This window comes from Mucilaginibacter sp. (assembly GCF_039921305.1).
Lineage (GTDB): Bacteria > Bacteroidota > Bacteroidia > Sphingobacteriales > Sphingobacteriaceae > Mucilaginibacter.
On the sequence record NZ_JBDSCA010000047.1, the window covers coordinates 81,492 to 97,915 of the forward strand.

At 37.0% G+C, this 16,424-nt stretch carries 20 protein-coding genes; 18 read left to right on the plus strand and 2 right to left on the minus strand.

What is annotated here, in order from left to right:
- Nucleotides 1-107 precede the first annotated feature (107 nt).
- Complete coding sequence (locus tag ABIN91_RS14645; RefSeq protein ID WP_348051967.1) at nucleotides 108-761, plus strand: metal-dependent transcriptional regulator; 654 nt, start codon at nucleotides 108-110, stop codon at nucleotides 759-761.
- A 767-nt stretch (nucleotides 762-1,528) separates the two neighbouring features.
- Here the strand turns inward: ABIN91_RS14645 and ABIN91_RS14650 are convergent.
- Both ABIN91_RS14650 and ABIN91_RS14655 read right to left on the minus strand, forming a co-directional pair.
- Nucleotides 1,529-2,368, minus strand: a complete 840-nt coding sequence (locus ABIN91_RS14650; protein ID WP_348051968.1) for an agmatine deiminase family protein — start codon at nucleotides 2,366-2,368, stop codon at nucleotides 1,529-1,531.
- Nucleotide 2,369: 1 nt separating this feature from the next.
- Nucleotides 2,370-3,053: a hypothetical protein gene (locus ABIN91_RS14655; RefSeq protein ID WP_348051969.1), complete on the minus strand. Its 684-nt coding sequence runs from the start codon at nucleotides 3,051-3,053 to the stop codon at nucleotides 2,370-2,372.
- Nucleotides 3,054-3,208: 155 nt separating this feature from the next.
- On the opposite strand from ABIN91_RS14655, the gene ABIN91_RS14660 reads away from it, so the two are divergent.
- The 17 genes from ABIN91_RS14660 to ABIN91_RS14740 all read left to right on the plus strand — a co-directional run bounded on the left by ABIN91_RS14660 (nucleotide 3,209) and on the right by ABIN91_RS14740 (nucleotide 16,420).
- Complete coding sequence (locus ABIN91_RS14660; protein ID WP_348051971.1) at nucleotides 3,209-3,526, plus strand: helix-turn-helix domain-containing protein; 318 nt, start codon at nucleotides 3,209-3,211, stop codon at nucleotides 3,524-3,526.
- A gap of 3 nt (nucleotides 3,527-3,529) precedes the next feature.
- Complete coding sequence (locus tag ABIN91_RS14665; RefSeq protein ID WP_348051972.1) at nucleotides 3,530-3,865, plus strand: hypothetical protein; 336 nt, start codon at nucleotides 3,530-3,532, stop codon at nucleotides 3,863-3,865.
- A gap of 192 nt (nucleotides 3,866-4,057) precedes the next feature.
- Nucleotides 4,058-4,663 carry a ParA family protein gene (locus tag ABIN91_RS14670; RefSeq protein ID WP_348051973.1) on the plus strand — a complete coding sequence of 202 codons (606 nt, stop codon included), beginning with the start codon at nucleotides 4,058-4,060 and terminating at the stop codon, nucleotides 4,661-4,663.
- 70 nt (nucleotides 4,664-4,733) lie between these two features.
- Nucleotides 4,734-4,991 carry a hypothetical protein gene (locus ABIN91_RS14675; protein ID WP_348051974.1) on the plus strand — a complete coding sequence of 86 codons (258 nt, stop codon included), beginning with the start codon at nucleotides 4,734-4,736 and terminating at the stop codon, nucleotides 4,989-4,991.
- Between the two features lie 179 nt (nucleotides 4,992-5,170).
- Complete coding sequence (locus ABIN91_RS14680; RefSeq protein ID WP_348051975.1) at nucleotides 5,171-5,593, plus strand: hypothetical protein; 423 nt, start codon at nucleotides 5,171-5,173, stop codon at nucleotides 5,591-5,593.
- Nucleotides 5,548-6,789 carry a relaxase/mobilization nuclease domain-containing protein gene (locus ABIN91_RS14685; RefSeq protein ID WP_348051976.1) on the plus strand — a complete coding sequence of 414 codons (1,242 nt, stop codon included), beginning with the start codon at nucleotides 5,548-5,550 and terminating at the stop codon, nucleotides 6,787-6,789. The genes ABIN91_RS14680 and ABIN91_RS14685 overlap by 46 nt, the downstream gene beginning before the upstream one ends.
- Nucleotides 6,790-6,799: 10 nt before the next feature.
- The gene (gene mobC, locus ABIN91_RS14690) at nucleotides 6,800-8,737 is read left to right on the plus strand and encodes a conjugal transfer protein MobC (protein WP_348051977.1); all 1,938 of its coding nucleotides are present in this window, start codon (nucleotides 6,800-6,802) and stop codon (nucleotides 8,735-8,737) included.
- Between the two features lie 98 nt (nucleotides 8,738-8,835).
- Nucleotides 8,836-9,069, plus strand: a complete 234-nt coding sequence (locus ABIN91_RS14695; RefSeq protein WP_128534656.1) for a helix-turn-helix transcriptional regulator — start codon at nucleotides 8,836-8,838, stop codon at nucleotides 9,067-9,069.
- 145 nt (nucleotides 9,070-9,214) lie between these two features.
- On the plus strand, nucleotides 9,215-10,084 hold the full coding sequence (locus ABIN91_RS14700; protein ID WP_348051978.1) for an RteC domain-containing protein: 870 nt from the start codon (nucleotides 9,215-9,217) through the stop codon (nucleotides 10,082-10,084).
- 150 nt (nucleotides 10,085-10,234) lie between these two features.
- Nucleotides 10,235-10,774, plus strand: a complete 540-nt coding sequence (locus ABIN91_RS14705; RefSeq protein ID WP_348051979.1) for a hypothetical protein — start codon at nucleotides 10,235-10,237, stop codon at nucleotides 10,772-10,774.
- A gap of 27 nt (nucleotides 10,775-10,801) precedes the next feature.
- On the plus strand, nucleotides 10,802-11,140 hold the full coding sequence (locus ABIN91_RS14710; RefSeq protein WP_348051980.1) for a DUF4134 domain-containing protein: 339 nt from the start codon (nucleotides 10,802-10,804) through the stop codon (nucleotides 11,138-11,140).
- A gap of 10 nt (nucleotides 11,141-11,150) precedes the next feature.
- Nucleotides 11,151-11,465, plus strand: coding sequence for a DUF4133 domain-containing protein (locus ABIN91_RS14715; protein WP_348051981.1), 315 nt, complete (start codon nucleotides 11,151-11,153; stop codon nucleotides 11,463-11,465).
- Nucleotides 11,466-11,467: 2 nt separating this feature from the next.
- Nucleotides 11,468-13,957 carry a TraG family conjugative transposon ATPase gene (locus ABIN91_RS14720; protein ID WP_348051982.1) on the plus strand — a complete coding sequence of 830 codons (2,490 nt, stop codon included), beginning with the start codon at nucleotides 11,468-11,470 and terminating at the stop codon, nucleotides 13,955-13,957.
- Between the two features lie 16 nt (nucleotides 13,958-13,973).
- Nucleotides 13,974-14,345, plus strand: coding sequence for a hypothetical protein (locus ABIN91_RS14725; RefSeq protein WP_348051983.1), 372 nt, complete (start codon nucleotides 13,974-13,976; stop codon nucleotides 14,343-14,345).
- 57 nt (nucleotides 14,346-14,402) lie between these two features.
- The gene (locus ABIN91_RS14730; protein WP_348051984.1) at nucleotides 14,403-15,086 is read left to right on the plus strand and encodes a conjugal transfer protein TraI; all 684 of its coding nucleotides are present in this window, start codon (nucleotides 14,403-14,405) and stop codon (nucleotides 15,084-15,086) included.
- Nucleotides 15,073-15,765, plus strand: a complete 693-nt coding sequence (locus ABIN91_RS14735) for a hypothetical protein (RefSeq protein WP_348051985.1) — start codon at nucleotides 15,073-15,075, stop codon at nucleotides 15,763-15,765. The genes ABIN91_RS14730 and ABIN91_RS14735 overlap by 14 nt, the downstream gene beginning before the upstream one ends.
- Before the next feature lie 7 nt (nucleotides 15,766-15,772).
- Entirely contained in the window at nucleotides 15,773-16,420 is a 648-nt protein-coding gene (locus ABIN91_RS14740; protein WP_348051986.1) for a TerB family tellurite resistance protein, read from the plus strand.
- Nucleotides 16,421-16,424 lie beyond the last annotated feature (4 nt).

A 16,424-nucleotide genomic window follows, 5' to 3' on the forward strand; every position in this document is an offset into this window, starting at 1 on the left:
ATTAACTTTTTTAATAATTATACAAATCAAATTAAAATAATTAGTTATATCTAATTTTATTAGTTTATTAATTTTACTTTATATTTGTGGGTATTCAAATCATTAACATGCATACCCTATCAGAAGAAAATTACCTCAAGTCTATTTATAAGCTCTCGCTCAGGGATGGTGAGAAGATAACACCTACAGCCATTGCTGAACTATTGGGTAACAATGCTGCCTCTGTAGTGGATATGATTAGGAAACTGAGTGATAAGCAGCTCATTGAATACGATAAGAAAAAAGGCGCAAGTTTAACCGCGCAAGGACTAAAAGATGCCATTCTAATCGTAAGAAAGCACCGGCTTTGGGAGGTTTTCTTATTGGAAAAATTAGGTTTTCATTGGGACGAGATACATGATATTGCCGAAGAACTGGAGCATGTAAGCAACGCTACTTTGGCAGATCGCTTAGATGAGTTTTTGGGTTTCCCGGAATATGACCCACATGGCGACCCCATACCGAAAGCCAATGGTAAAGTGCCTAAAACCTATTCTGTTACTTTAGCCGATGTTAAAACAGGTACGACATGCCGTGTAGCTGCCGTTAGGGATACCAGCAGTTCATTTTTGCAATATTTATTAAAGTTAAACATCGGTATAGGCACACAGGTTCAAGTTTTAGAAAAAATCACCTTCGATCAGTCATTGGTCGTCAGTATTAACGGGGAAGAAAGAACAACAGTGTCTCAAAAATTTGGAGAGAATGTATTGATCAGTTAATGAATGGTGTAATTGGTTTGGTATTCAATTTAAGAAATAATTTGACTTTCTTCTCCGCTCCATCACCTCCATATACATATTCTTTTTGCAGATAACTATACCATATCGCCGCATTGAATAAAAATGTTTTTCGCTGGTTTAAGTACTGTACCCGGATTGGATGAAGTATTTTTCACCTATTTTCTATAAACAGTTACCCGGAGATGAGTCTCATCACATTAAATCAACGAATCGGTTACACCGGAAAACCGGTCAGCACAATTGCTCTTTAAGCTCCTTTATCACAAGCATTTACCACTCAAAGTGGTGCCCAAATTTAAGCAACATAATTGGGCACCAGTCAGGTTGATTCGAATTGATCAGAAATGATTTTATTTATCTTTTTTGAGAAGATTGAAAAGCCATCGAAAACGGCTAAAAAACCTATTAAAACAAAAAAAGGCGCATATTATGCGCCTTTTTGACCTAAAAACAGTGACGTCGTTGGGGACGTTTAGTGATCCCGCTGGGATTATTTTTTGAAGGGACATGTCCCTTATTTTCAGTATGTTAGAACGATTCTAATTATATAGGGTACCGAAAAGAGTACCGATATGGTTTGTACTAAATTGTACTGATTTGGAATCGTTTAAAGAACTATTTTTAACGTCAACAAATATACAATTTATACATAGAACTACTATACCTGTATTTAAGTAATGATAATTAATTTCGCTATGCAAATACATAAAACTGCATTTGCATAATTCTAAATTTATGTAATCTTTTTACAACACTTTTATATTCCAACTGATACAATTTAAGATTCCACCTTTTCTTGCTATTTCAATTGAGTTTAATGTTAAAATCTTTTTGGTTCCAAATAATTCCTCTATTAATTTCACTGCCTCTTCATCTTCCACCAGGTTAAATATAGGGACTATCAAAAATTCATTCATTTCTAAATAATTTATGTAGATACCACAAGCGTCATCATTTGAGGGATTATTATAGGGGTTATATGGCAACTCAATGGTTTCAAATCCGGCATTGTGCAAGGCCATTCTTACCCCTAATTGAAATTTTCGGTCTTCTTTTACATATCTATTTATCAATAACGTTTCGTTATCGATAAACCTAACCATACCATCAGCATGCCCAGTAAAGTCATCTTTATGAGTTGGTAAGAAAATAATTCTGTCTACATTAAATATTTCTTCCAATTTTTTAATCATGTCCTTTTCATTATGCCGAGGATTTTCTTTAAAAACCTTGTCACATAAAATTACCGTGTTCTTATTCTTAACTACATTTCCACCATCTAATACAATATCAGAGTTTGTTGCTGTTATGCCAATTTCTTTTAAGATAGCAGGTACGTCAGATATTGTCTTTGATCCGGCTATAGTTTGTAAATAATCAGGGTTATATATAAAATTTACAAATTTGTTCAATTCCAACTGCAATGGCATATAATCTACAGCCCAGATGTCTTTAGTATTCGGAAGGTATTTGTATTTAATATAATTGTGGTTGAGTAGTTGTAGAAACTCGCCGGTAAACGCAGGATTTTTTTTTGGCAGGCAATCAGCCAGATACAGTAGATTGGTTTCACTATCCTGAATCATGTTATTTAAGTGAGTACCCTAAAATATCTTTAGCTTGATCTGCATCTAATTCTCCGTTAGATAATTTATTTCTTACAATGTTCTCTATTCCTTTTATCGATTGTTTAAAGTTAGGAAAGGATTGTAATACGATGATATACCTAAGATCAAGGTTTAAATAATAGTTTGTTAAATCTGTTTTCTTGGCTGTTAACCCTACACGATTTGTTTTTAGTATTGCTTTGCCTGGGAAGAATTGATTGTCTTGATTATGCCCTTCAATATCTATCAGCCGTATTTCATTAACCCCGACACCATCTAAGGGATATAGATTGGAAAATAACTCAGTTGCCACTTTTTGTGGCCCGTCAAATTGCTTGCCCATAAAGCCGGTTGACTTATCCGCGTTACCATAAAGTTTTACGACGCTGCGTAATAATATCCCTCCGTGATTTTTACCGTCACCAAAAGTAATATCTACACCCGATCCGTGCAGATAAAATTTGTTGAACTTCAATTGCAAATCATGCTTATAGGTGTGCGGATCAGGTATCGTTTCCGAATAAGTATAAAATTCAAAGTCTACTATACGATAAAATGCTTCATTAACTTTTAATTGAATATCTCGGGAAAGCTTATCGGCTATTTTATCAAAGCTTGCTAAGGTTGTTTCTTGTGATTGATAGTTTACCGTTAAAAAGTCCATTGGTGTATAAAGTTAATAAATACTTAATCAGCACAAGTTATGGTAATACGAGCATTTAAGTTCAATATTTTTTCAAAAAAAACACCTACCTCATGTACGAGTGGTGAAAAACTTAATTTCTTCCTGTTCAATTTTGTCGAATTAAAATATTGATTATGGAAAAAGTCATTTCACATTTTGAAAAACATGGCAAGGTATTCCGCGATCAGTTAATTACTGTGGGCGACCTTTTAGAATTTAAAGACTTGTTATTATCAGAACTCAAATCTGTCCTTAAGGAACAGGTTACTGGCAAAACTAAGAAATGGCTCAAAGCCATTGAAGTACGGAAAGTTTTGAATATATCTCATGGTAAGTTACAGCGATTGCGGGATAATGGTAAAATACCTTTTACCATGTTAGGGAATACAACCTATTACGATGCCGACAAAATTGAGGAATTAATGCAAAGTCCAATGACTGTAAAGTATTAACCTATGTTGAAGAGGAAAGCTAAACGGAGGGTGGTAGCGGCTAAGGATGTTATCAATATATATGATGACAAAATGACTGATTCTAACAATCAGGGAATGGGTTACATCATCCCTCCCCTGATCAATCATGTAGCAATTTATTTCCTTCAACAAAACCTTGATTTTCCTGATGCACAAAGTTTTTATATGCACTATGAAAAAATGGAATGGAAAACGGTCAGTGGCGTGGCGCAAAAGAATTGGAAAGTATTGGCAAAGGACTGGATAGATAATACAATTCAAAACACAAAATTGCTGGAACGAAAGGCAGCTAAACGTATCGCCTTTCCTGATACATAAATACAGATTTATGTATTTACAGTGATATGTATTTATCGAATTATGCAATTCAAGATACCTGCATTTATGTAAATACAGGTTTACAGGATTATGTATTTACAAAAGTCTGCAAATGAAGATTTATGTATTTAAAGATTTACAGCATTATGCAATTACAGCATTATGTATTTATAACAATTTAGAATTACAGAAATGGGAAAGATCATCACAGTAGCCCACCAAAAAGGTGGCGTCGGAAAAAGCACACTGGCCATGAATTTGGCAGTATGCTTTCAGGATCAACTAAATGTTGCTTTAGTTGATACAGATTTACAAGGAAGCCTTTATCACATCAAAGACGAGTTACCAGGTCTTGCTGTAGTAGGCAACGAGCAACTACAGGAAATTAAAGATTTAGACTATGACTTGATTATAGTTGATACCCCTCCGTACCTATCAAATAAACTGCTTGAACTATTCAGCCTTTCGGATTTTATACTAATTCCTACAAAGGCTGGTTTTTTTGATGTTATGGCGATACGTTCGACTATTGCCCTGGTGAAAGACGCACAGGCAAGGCAGCCGGAAATTCGGGCCGGAATAGTTATGAATATGATTAAGCCGCGTTCAGGTATTACTAAAGAGGTCAGCGGCCTGTTGGAAGGCATGGAAATACCTGTTTTAGAAACTATGATCCATGATCGTGTGAGCATTGCAAGATCATCAATTACCGCTGGTGTACTTCAGGGCACGGATGTTAAAGCAAAGGAGGAAATAACATCCTTAGCGGAAGAGATCGTTAACCGCATCAGTGCATAATTACATAAATACATATTTATGTAATTGCCAAAATCTCTTATGTAATGGGGAGCTTAAAGAAAGGTTTACAATGACAGATTATAAAGACAAGCTGGGTGGTTTAGCAGATAAGCTAAAGAAGGAAACTCCAAAAACACCGATACAGGAGGTTCATCCTGTCAAGCAAAATGTTATTGCTAAGGAAGACGAAGCGCAATTAAATGTGTGGATTCCAAAAGGGCTTTTAAAGCGCATGAAGTCTTATGGAGTGGAATATGACCAATCTCTTAAAGACATCAGTATTGAAGCTTTAAAATTCTTCTTAGATGCCAAATTGAAGAAGTCATAACGACGGCAGTTATTAACGAATGGAGGAATGTGGAAGACTTCCTAAAGGATCAGATTGCCTCTTAATAGCAATCAGCAAGATAAACGTTTGTCCGACAAACGAATCTTGCCCCTACCTTCCGAAGTCAGTCGGGGGCATGGAAAAATCTTCCGAGGTCGGATTTTTTTAAGATATAAGGAATGGAAAATGAAGAAGAAAACAGGGAACGCAAAGTAACCACAAGGTTCAAGCCCAACGAATTTAAAGTAATTGATACCCGCTTTAAAAAAACAAGATTTTTAAAAATGAGCGAGTACATCCGCTCTGTTTTGCTTGAAAAACCAATCACCGTAAACTACCGGGATAAATCAATGGATGATTTACTGGAAGAGCTGGCTCTGCTGCGGAGAGAACTGAATGCTATTGGTAATAATCTCAACCAGGCAGTACGGCAAATCAACAGTGCCCATGGAAATGCAGATAGCAGGTTATGGCTTAATCTACTTTCGATTATTGGAAGTAAGGTTGATCCGGCCATTGCTCAAATCAAAGAACGAATGCAAAATTTCTCAGAGTTATGGTCGCAAAAATTAAAACCGGACGAAGTATCATCGGTGCAATAAATTACAATGAACATAAGGTGGGATTGGGCAAAGCAGAACTGATTTTAGCACAAGGTTATCTTAAAGACCCGCTCGATCTAACATTCAACGATAAGTTGGAAAGGCTTACAGATCTTGCCAAACGTAACCAGCTTACCCTTGTCAATACTTTGCATGTTTCGTTAAATTTTGCAGTAGGTGAAAACTTGGATAAAGATATCCTTCAGCAGATTGCAGACGACTACATGGAGGGCTTAGGTTTTGGAAAACAACCTTATTTAGTGTATCAGCATCATGATGCAGGGCATCCCCATTTACATATCGTAACAACTAACATTAAGCCCGATGGTAAACGAATTAGCTTTCATTTATTGGCCAACAGGGCTTCAGAAAGTTCCCGAAAACAAGTTGAGTTAAACTATAATCTTGTTAAAGCGGAGGATCAGGGAAAGCAACAAAACATCATTGGCAAGCCCCTGGAACAAGTAAGTTATGGCAAGTCAGAAGTTAAAAGATCAATCACGAATGTTGTAAATGAAGTGGTCAGAGCCTATAAATTTACCAGCATTCCTGAACTCAATGCCGTACTCAATCAGTACAATATTACCGCAGATCGTGGGTCTAAAGATTCAAGAATGTATGAAAAAAAAGGGTTGGTTTATTGGGTGTTGGATGGGAAAGGCAAAAAACTTGGAGTGCCTATAAAGGCGAGTAGCATTTATGGGAAGCCTACTATGAAAGCTTTGGAGGATAGATTTCGATTAAATGAAATGCTTAGGAAGCCATTAAAAGACCAATTAAAAACAACAATTGATAAGGCATTATTGAAACCAATGTCGCAATCCGCTTTTCAAAAACAGCTAAAAACGGAAGGTATTCAAGTCATATTCCGGCAAAATGAAGAAGGGCGTTTATATGGAATAACGTTCGTAGATCATAAAGCAAAAACAGTATTTAACGGCAGCGATTTAGGGAAAGCTTATAGTGCTGCTTCACTTGCAGGGTGGTTCAAAAATGATAACACAACTTATAAAAAGGAAACGGATAAGGTAAATCCGTCTTACAATTTTACTGACAATATTTCAGGTTCCCAATCAAATAGCAGCGGAGAATCTTTGTTAGATATGTTGTTTAAAGAGGAACAACAGGACATGGCCGCCATTGGACGGCTTACTCAAAACAAACGGAAAAAGAAACGAAAAGGTCATTCACTTTAATTTATATTTTATGCAAACCGGAGAAAATGAACAGGCACTAAGAAAGATCATTGACTTTACAAGATTGTTGAGTTTAGCAATATTGATCGTGCATTTTTACTTATCGTGTTATGCCGCTTTTCAGGCATGGGGTTTAACAAAACCGTTGGTTAATCATGTGTTATTACCGCTATCCAGGATGGTGATTTTTAAAAAGGTTTTGTATGCAAAAGCAACGGCGCTGCTGTTGTTACTGGCTTCTTTAATCGGGAGCAAAGGTAAGAAGGACGAAACGATCAGGATTAAAACAATCGTTACTTATTGTTTATCAGGCTTAATAATTTACTTTATCAGCAATCTGATATTGCGTCTAAATTACCCATTTAATACGATTACAATACTGTATATCAGCTTGACTTCCTTAGGGTACTTTTTAATAATGTCCGGAGGAAGTCTGCTTTTCAGAATCATTAAATTAAACCTGGGAAAAGATATTTTTAACAAAGACAATGAATCCTTCCCGCAGGAAGAGCGGCTACTCGAAAATGAATATTCTATTAATCTTCCTGCAATCTATAACCTTAAAGGTAAACCCCGGAAAAGCTGGATAAACATTATCAACCCATTTCGGGGTACATTGATAGGAGGAAGCCCCGGTTCCGGTAAGTCGTATTTTGTGATCCGCCATATCATTCAGCAGCATATCCAAAAGGGGTTTACAATGTTGGTTTACGATTTCAAATATGATGATTTAACCAAAATCGTTTACAATGCGTTGCTCAAATACGGTCACTTATATAAAGTTAAACCGGTTCAATACATCATCAACTTGGAACAGATCATGCACAGGGCTAATCCGTTAGAACCGCATACTATGATAGATATTACCGATGCCATAGATTCCAGCCGCACGATCATGTTGGGCCTTAACCGCGAGTGGATAAAAAAACAAGGGGACTTTTTTGTTGAATCACCGATCAACTTTATAACCGCCATCATGTGGTTTTTAAAGAAGTACGAGAATGGTCGCTTCTGTACCCTTCCCCATGTAATCGAACTGGCACAGGTGGAGTATAAAGACTTGTTTGAAGTGTTGCTTCAGGAACCAGAAATAGAAGTTTTGATCAATCCTTTTGTATCAGCTTGGCAAAATGAAGCGTATGAACAGTTAGAAGGTCAGATAGCCAGTGCTAAAATCAGTCTGGCCCGCATATCATCCCCACAATTATACTATGTGTTAAGCGGTAACGATTTTTCATTGGATATAAATAATCCTGATGAACCGAAGATCGTTTGTTTAGCTAATAATCCGCAAAAATCGCAGGTATATGGCGCAGTATTATCATTATACATCAACCGCATTAATAAACTGGTCAACCGTAAAAATCAGCAAAAATGCAGTATGATATTTGACGAGTTCCCAACCATTTACTTTAATGGTATTGATAATCTTATCGCCACGGCGCGATCAAACAAAGTAGCAGTTACTTTAGCAGTTCAGGATTACAGCCAGTTGAAAAAGGACTATGGCCGTGAACAGGCAGAAGTAATTTTAAATATAGTTGGTAATGTAGTGTTCGGCCAGGTAACCGGTGATACAGCGAAACAGTTGTCCGAACGCTTTGGTAAAATTAACCAGGAAAAGGAAAGCGTTTCAATCAACAGTCAGGATACCTCAATAAGTAAGTCAGTACAATTGGATTATGCTATACCGGCTTCAAAAATATCCGGCCTTTCTTCAGGCGAATTTGTGGGCATGGTCGCCGATGATCCTGATAATAAAATCGACCTAAAGGCATTTCATAATGCTATCCAAAACGACCATGAGGCCATACGGCAGGAAGAGGCGAAATATCAACCTATCCCCTTAGTCAGGGATGTGGATCAGGCAGAAGTATTGATGAATTACCATCAGATAAAAGAGGATATAAAAATTTTGGTCGAAACGGTGATAAGCCAGCTTTGTTGAATTAAGTAATAATTTTGCTTATTATTTATAAGTAACATAATAATACAACGTATCCGTTGTACTGATTTCATTTGCTTTACATTTCTTTTATACTTCCGATGAATAAGGAAGTATTATTAAAAGAGCTGGGTGATAAAATTCGCTTAATCCGTAAGGATAAGGGTATTACACAAGTGCAGCTTGCCCATTCTATCGGAAAAGACCAGCAGTCAATTCAACGCTTAGAAGCAGGAAATATAAACCCCACATATATCTATCTTCAGGAAATTGCAGAAGGCCTAAATGTGCCGCTGTTAGATCTGCTAAGTAATCAGTTGCCTGCAAAAACCTAATTTGAATTTTATCTTCCTGGACAACTTTTTTGATTATATAATCGTAATCAAGCTGTGCTGTATATAAAAATTTTAACCCCTATTAAAAAATTGGCCTATTGATTTAAAACGAACGTAATTATAAACCTTATCTATCTATTATCTTATGAGAACATTTGCAGAGCGTTTCTACAGTGCTTTGGAAAATCAGCTAAACGAAGTTTCTATAAACGAAGAATCTGTTGCTGAACAATATAAAACGTCTATTACGCTTTGTAAAAAAGCAATGGCGAAGTTAAAGAACTATATTTCCAGTTATGCCTTTGAAAACAAGGAAGATGAAATCTACTTTTTCAAGGTTGTTAAACCACAATTCTACAGCAAATATATCTACTTCATAAACGTCTATAAATTTATTATGCAAACGCCGCCCGGTAGTGAAGGTATATTAAAAGACTATATTAATTATGAGTTAGCAGACATCAAACGGTTTTTTGATCATAACCAGGCATTCTATCAGTACTATCGCTCGGGTTCTACTCAAATGGACGAACTTTACTTTACCCGTGGAGGATTTGATGTACATGTAGATTTAGAGGAATTTGAAGAAGATGAACAGTATTCTACAAGCCACGATTATAAACTTTCGAAAATTATCGCCAATGAGAAGTATCAGGATTTTCTAAATCTTCAACTTCAAAAGTCTATAGAGCATGATGAAACACCGCCGGAAATGGGCCTTGAATTACCGCTGACCTGGACTTTTAATAAAACTGACCTTGTGGAACTTATTTACGCTTTAGTGGCTTTAGGTGTTTTCAATAATGGAAATACCGAGATAAGATCAGTGGTCAGTTTTTTTCAAACCGTCTTTCAAGTTGATCTTGGGTCTTATTATCATAAATACCAGGATATAATGAAGCGAAAAAAAGAACGTACAGCGTTTTTGGATAAACTTAAGCTGGCCTTATTACGACGAATTGAAGAAAAACTGGACGAAGAGGCTTCGGCTCAACAAAAGCTAAAATTTAGTTGATTTATAATAAATTATCTATCAGGCAGTTACTGGCTTAATTAAATAAAAAACACCTAACTCATGTACAGGTGGTGAAAAAATAATTTCTACTACTCCAACCTTTGCTTTCAGAATCGCCGCATGGAGTGGCGAGGATTAAAGTAAAGCAATATGTTGTCTTCTATTTCCTGGCAGCACTATCTGGCAGCCATCGTTATCCTATCCGTTTCTTATTACGGTTATGTGATACTCCGCTATTACCAACAAGAAATCTCAAACCTGTTTAACCGCAAACAGAACAATGCTAATTTATTTCCAAATGCTTCGGTAGCAACGGCAAATGTAATGGGCGCGGCGAAATTGGATGTTGGCGTTTCTTTAACAAAATCCGAAGAGTTGCATTTTACAGATTCATTACCTGATGAGGTTGAACCTAACGCCACAGCGAATGTGAGCGCAATTCCAAACACAACGGTAATCTATTCTCCTTCCGAAGAATTAGAAGTTGAAGCAGGGAATCTTATTAGGGCTTTTCATGAAATCGACAATAAACCTGAATTTATAACGCTGCTAAAGATTTTAATAAATTCTTACATAAGGTTTCAGGACGAAATTGATCTACCAGCCACGCTAAACAGGATCATCGAAATTTCCAAAGAACGGCTCATGTTCCCTTTGACTTTAACCGACCTGCAAGGAACCTGGGCATAAATTTTTTAACACTTAAAATTATTCATTATGAAAGTTCAAAAATTCGAAAGCCGTGTAGTCGCGGTAAGTTTTGTCAGGCATGTACTGGCGACGATAACGCTAATTTTAATTAGTCTGTCGCTATATGCACAAGATGGCAATGCGGGAATAACACAAGCTACAACACAGGTTAAAAGCTATTTCTCAACGGGTACAAGCTTAATGTATGCTATCGGGGCAATAATGGGCCTTGTAGGAGCAATTAAAGTTTTCAAAAAATGGAACGATGGCGAACATGATACAGGCAAAGTAGCATCCAGTTGGTTTGGTAGCTGTATTTTCCTTGTTGTTGTTGCAACTGTCTTGAAATCATTTTTCGGAGTTTAAAACTAAGGTTATGGCATTATATCAAATTAATAAAGGCATTAATAAGCCAATCGAGTTTAAAGGTTTAAAAGCTCAATACATAGGCTATTTGGCAGGCGGGCTTGTCGCTTTGTTAATAGGCTTCGCCATAATTTATTTGCTTGGCGTTCCTGTTCACTATTGTATCATGATCATTGCCGCTTTAGGAAGTGCCTTGTTTTATCAGGTATTCAAATTAAGCCATAAATACGGCGAACATGGCCTGATGAAAAAGGCTGCTAAACACTACATCCCGAATCATCTAAAATTCACGACCCGAAAGGTCTTTTTAAACTTAAAAAAATAGACATGGTATCACATAGCAAAGCAGAACAGGTATTTCCTGTTTACAAGGTAGAGCATCAATGTATGATCTCTGCGCAAGGTGATTTGACCATTGGCTTCAAAGTTAACCTGCCTGAAATATTCACTTTGTCCAATGACGAGTACCTGGCTTTCCATGAGGTTTTAATTAAAGCATTGCGGTTATTACCCAAGAATAGCGTGTTTCATAAACAGGATTGGTTTATAAACGAGCAGTACGAAGCTGTGTTTGCTAAAAACAACCAGGGCAGCGTTAAAACTTTTCTATCACATTCAAGTGAAAGGTATTTTAATGAGCGTGCTTATATGCACCACCATTGCCATATCTATTTAACCAAGAAGCCGGATAAATTCAAGCAGTATTCCAGTGCCACCAGCCTGTTAATGCGTAAAAGAATCGTGCCTGTGCAAACAACTTGTGATGAATTATTTCGTGATTTTTTGGATAGTGCAGGGCAGTTTGTTCGGGTGTTGGAGGATAGCGGATTAATTTCCTTGAAAAGATTAACCGACGACGAATTAACTGGTACTCTTCAAAATCCGGGTATTTTAGAACAATATTGCTTCCTTTTAAATAAGGATCAATCCCCTGTGCTAAAGGATATTCATATCGAGGACGAGATCAGGATTGGTGACAGCCATTGTCAGCTTTATACCCTTAGCGATGTGGAAGACCTTCCGGCACTTTGCGGGCCACGCATTACTTATGATAAGTATAGCACAGATAAAACAAAATTCAGCACCGGCTTTGCCACGCCAATAGGTACTTTGTTAAAATGTAATCATTTATATAATCAGTACATTTTTATTGGGGACAGTAAACAGACGATAAAGAAACTGGAAGCGAAGAAACTAAGGCTACAATCCCTTTCAGCTTATTCCCGCGAAAATGCTATTGGCCGGGATGCTACACATGATTTTTTAAATGAAGCGATCAGTCAGCAACGGCTACCCGTTAAAGCGCATTTTAATATTTTGGCATGGACGGACGATACTTCTAATTTAAAAGATCTCAAAAACAAGGTCAGCTCATCATTAGCCCAGATGGATGCACAGCCGAAACAGGAAACCGACGGCGCAGCACAAATATGGTGGTCAGGATTACCCGGCAACGAAGCCAGCTTTCCGATGAACGATACGTTTGATACTTTCGTCGAGCAGGCCACCTGCTTTTTAAATCTCGAAACGAATTATCAGTCAAGCATAAGTCCTTGCGGTATTCGCCTGGGTGACCGTTTATCAGGAAAGCCGATACACGTTGATATCAGCGATGATCCAATGAAAAAAGGTATTACGACCAACCGGAACAAATTTATTTTAGGTCCATCCGGCAGCGGTAAATCTTTCTTTACCAATCATATGTTGCGCAGCTACTTTGAACAGGGTTCCCATGTGGTTATTGTTGATGTCGGACACAGTTATCAGGGTTTATGTGAATTTGTAGGCGGTTATTACTTTACTTATAAAGAAGACAAACCGATCAGCTTTAATCCTTTTTATGTTCCTGAAGGTGAATATCTTGACACGGAAAAGCGAGAGAGTATAAAGGCTATGATATTAGCATTATGGAAGAAGGAGGATGAGGGTGTGCAACGTTCTGAATATGTCGCGATCTCTGATGCTTTATATCATTACTACGAGAAATTAAAGATCCAAACCGAGATATTTCCTTGCTTCGATAGCTTTTATGAATTTCTATCGACAGAATTTTATGAAACAATGAAGCAATCAAAAGTGAAGGATATTCGTTTTGATATTGATAACATGCTATTTGTATTGAAACCATACTACAAAGGCGGTGAATATTCCTACCTGCTGAATGCAAAAGAAAATCTTGACTTATTGCAGAAGCGCTTTATTGTCTTTGAGTTGGACAATATCAAAGATCACCCAATATTATTTCCGGTCGTAACCTTAATTATCATGGAAACATTTGTTTCCAAAATGCGCAAACTAAGTATGGAAACCCGTAAAATGATACTGATTGAAGAAGCTTGGAAAGCTATTGCGCGGGAAGGGATGGCGGAATATATCAAGTATCTGTTCAAAACAGTCCGTAAATATTTTGGCGAGGCTTTGGTGGTTACCCAGGATATTGAAGATATAATCAGTTCGCCCGTAGTAAAGCAAGCAATCATCAATAATAGTGATTGCAAGATATTACTTGACCAGCGTAAATATCAAAATGACTTTCCAAAAATTCAAGCTTTATTAGGTATTACTGATAAAGAAACAGCCTTGATTATGAGCATGAACAGGAACAATGATGAAGACTTTAAGTACAAGGAGGTTTTTATCAGCCTTAATGGTCAGCTATCTAAGGTTTATCGTACCGAAGTTAGCCGGGAAGAGTATTGGACTTATACGACTGAATCATCGGAGAAAGCAAAAGTACATGCCTATGCGAAAAAGTACGGCAGTATGCAATTGGGCATAGCCGCAATTGTAAGGGAAGAATTAGAACAAGCAGCATAACTTAAATACAACTATTATGAAAGTATCCATCATTTTAATCGCTTTAACTATAACCGTGTTATTCGGTTGCAGCCCTGCCAGTAATAAAAGTGATATCTCAGGCACCTATGTAACTCAATTTAAAAATGAATACAGTATCACATCTGATACATTAGTTATAGCATTGGAAGGAAATTCGCAAACCTATAACGTCGAAAGAAAAACTGGCTTTAATAAAGTTAGAGATGGTAAAACACTTCCCAAAGAATTTAAAGTTGCGAAATGGGTATCATCATACGACACAGATAAGCATTTATTGCAAGAAACCGAATTGGGTAAACAAATTTCCGTATTACCCGAAAAACAAAGTTTAAAATTCGGTGATACTGAATATCAAAAAGTAAAATAACAATCCTGATTTCTTGATATAATTTAACTGATCAATTTGACCAGAATGGGAGGCTTTATGAAAAAAATTAAGCAATTATTGGTATTACTTACCTTAACTACAGCTCTTTTGACACCTGCAAAATCGGCTAATGCCCAGTTTGTAATTGGCGAAGTTATCAAGCTGACCGTAACCAAGGTAATAAAGGCAATTGACCTGAAAGTTCAGCGTATGCAGAACAAAACGATTTGGCTTCAAAACGCTCAAAAGGTGATTGAAAACCAAATGTCAAAAACAAAATTGACCGAAATTTCAGGTTGGACAGAACAGCAAAAACAACTCTATAGTAACTACTACTCGGAATTAGGGAAGATAAAATCAGTAATCGCGAACTATCAGCGAATCAAAGATATTACCCTAAAACAAGCCGCTTTGGTTAGTGAATATAAACAAGCCTGGGGTTTGTTCCGACAAGATAGCCATTTCAACCCGCAGGAATTAAGTTATATGCAACAGGTCTATTCAGGGATTTTAGATGCCAGTGTTAAAAATTTAGATGAGATCATGCTTGTTGTTAGTCCCACCAAAACACAAATGACTGATGAACAGAGGCTGGAATTAATAAATAAAGCCAGTGATCACCTTGATGAAAATTATAATGATCTGCACCAGTTCAATAATCAGGGCATCCAATTGAGCCTGCAACGAAGTAAGGAGTTAAATGATACGCAATCAATTAAAAAACTTTATGGAATCAATTGACCGCTTAAAAATTCAGGCGGATGAGATCCGTCGGAAAAGTAAAAAATTACTGGCATTTGCTTTAATGACCTTAACAGCGTCAGCATTTGCTACAAAGGTAAAAGCGCAAACATTTGCTGAATGGTTCGATCAGAAAAACACGCAGAAAAAGTATCTGTTACAGCAAATTGCCGCTCTGCAGGTTTATGCAACCTATTATAAACAAGCAAATAATATCGCGCACAATGGTTTGAGTTCTATTGGTGGCTCATTGACTTCAGAAAACGGTTTACATATTACCTACTACAATAACTTAAAAAATGTCAGTCCTGTAGTGAAGAACAATAAACAGGTTAGCGATATCATCCAATGGCAAAAAGATATTCTAATCCGAATGGGCAGCCTGGACAAAACCGCGAATCTGAACGAAAGTGAAAAAAAATATATCGTACAGGTGAAATCAGCATTGTTTAAAGATTGCAACGAGCTAATAACCGAATTACAAAATGTAGTTACCGATAATAAACTGCAAATGAGTGATGAAGAAAGACTAAAACACATTGGCGTAATACACAAGGCAATGCAGGATAATTACCGCTTTGCTTCATCGTTTGGCGATCAGGTCAAGGTTTATGCTGTCCAAAGGGTGCAGGAAAACAATAATGTTATGGCGGCAAAGAAAATTTACGGTATTCAATAATAGCGTTATGAAAAAGAATTTCAAATATATCATGACTATGCTGGTGATTTTCGGCTGTCTTGGAATTTCAAAAAAGAGCAAGGCCCAGGCGCAGGAAATGCAGCAATTAATTTTAGATATTGAAAAGCTGACCCAATTGAAGGGAATCCTAACCGATATGAAAACCGGTTATCAGATATATTCCCAGGGATATGGCAGCATATCACAGTTATCAAAAGGAAACTTTGACCTGCATAGCGTTTATCTAAATGGTTTATTAGCAATCAGCCCAACTGTAAGGAACTACGGGCGAATTGCCGAAATAATAACACAACAGGCCAGCTTGATCAGCGAGTATAAAAGTTCTTACAAGCAGTTCAGGCAAAGCGGCACTTTCAGTGTAAGTGAAATAACCTATATGAGTAGGGTCTACACACAGTTAGTAACACAAAGCCTGCAAAATCTCGACGAATTAACAAACGTGCTTACTGCGGGTAAACTGAGAATGTCTGATGATGAGCGCATGAGAGCGATAGACCGTATTTACGCAAGCAGTTCCGATAAGCTTCAATTTCTCCGGCATTTCAACCGGCAAGGGGTAATTCTCAGCCTTCAGCGAACTAAAGAAAAAGGCGACACCCAAACCCTGAAACAGCTTTATGGTATAAATAACTAATTCA

Excerpts from the sequence above, each read along its gene's own strand:
- ABIN91_RS14645 (WP_348051967.1), top strand. The coding sequence starts at position 108 with ATGCATACCCTATCAGAAGAAAATTACCTCAAGTCTATTTATAAGCTC.
- ABIN91_RS14650 (WP_348051968.1), bottom strand. The coding sequence starts at position 2,368 with ATGATTCAGGATAGTGAAACCAATCTACTGTATCTGGCTGATTGCCTG.
- ABIN91_RS14655 (WP_348051969.1), bottom strand. The coding sequence starts at position 3,053 with ATGGACTTTTTAACGGTAAACTATCAATCACAAGAAACAACCTTAGCA.
- ABIN91_RS14660 (WP_348051971.1), top strand. The coding sequence starts at position 3,209 with ATGGAAAAAGTCATTTCACATTTTGAAAAACATGGCAAGGTATTCCGC.
- ABIN91_RS14665 (WP_348051972.1), top strand. The coding sequence starts at position 3,530 with ATGTTGAAGAGGAAAGCTAAACGGAGGGTGGTAGCGGCTAAGGATGTT.
- ABIN91_RS14670 (WP_348051973.1), top strand. The coding sequence starts at position 4,058 with ATGGGAAAGATCATCACAGTAGCCCACCAAAAAGGTGGCGTCGGAAAA.
- ABIN91_RS14675 (WP_348051974.1), top strand. The coding sequence starts at position 4,734 with ATGACAGATTATAAAGACAAGCTGGGTGGTTTAGCAGATAAGCTAAAG.
- ABIN91_RS14680 (WP_348051975.1), top strand. The coding sequence starts at position 5,171 with ATGGAAAATGAAGAAGAAAACAGGGAACGCAAAGTAACCACAAGGTTC.
- ABIN91_RS14685 (WP_348051976.1), top strand. The coding sequence starts at position 5,548 with ATGGTCGCAAAAATTAAAACCGGACGAAGTATCATCGGTGCAATAAAT.
- mobC (WP_348051977.1), top strand. The coding sequence starts at position 6,800 with ATGCAAACCGGAGAAAATGAACAGGCACTAAGAAAGATCATTGACTTT.
- ABIN91_RS14695 (WP_128534656.1), top strand. The coding sequence starts at position 8,836 with ATGAATAAGGAAGTATTATTAAAAGAGCTGGGTGATAAAATTCGCTTA.
- ABIN91_RS14700 (WP_348051978.1), top strand. The coding sequence starts at position 9,215 with ATGAGAACATTTGCAGAGCGTTTCTACAGTGCTTTGGAAAATCAGCTA.
- ABIN91_RS14705 (WP_348051979.1), top strand. The coding sequence starts at position 10,235 with ATGTTGTCTTCTATTTCCTGGCAGCACTATCTGGCAGCCATCGTTATC.
- ABIN91_RS14710 (WP_348051980.1), top strand. The coding sequence starts at position 10,802 with ATGAAAGTTCAAAAATTCGAAAGCCGTGTAGTCGCGGTAAGTTTTGTC.
- ABIN91_RS14715 (WP_348051981.1), top strand. The coding sequence starts at position 11,151 with ATGGCATTATATCAAATTAATAAAGGCATTAATAAGCCAATCGAGTTT.
- ABIN91_RS14720 (WP_348051982.1), top strand. The coding sequence starts at position 11,468 with ATGGTATCACATAGCAAAGCAGAACAGGTATTTCCTGTTTACAAGGTA.
- ABIN91_RS14725 (WP_348051983.1), top strand. The coding sequence starts at position 13,974 with ATGAAAGTATCCATCATTTTAATCGCTTTAACTATAACCGTGTTATTC.
- ABIN91_RS14730 (WP_348051984.1), top strand. The coding sequence starts at position 14,403 with ATGAAAAAAATTAAGCAATTATTGGTATTACTTACCTTAACTACAGCT.
- ABIN91_RS14735 (WP_348051985.1), top strand. The coding sequence starts at position 15,073 with ATGGAATCAATTGACCGCTTAAAAATTCAGGCGGATGAGATCCGTCGG.
- ABIN91_RS14740 (WP_348051986.1), top strand. The coding sequence starts at position 15,773 with ATGAAAAAGAATTTCAAATATATCATGACTATGCTGGTGATTTTCGGC.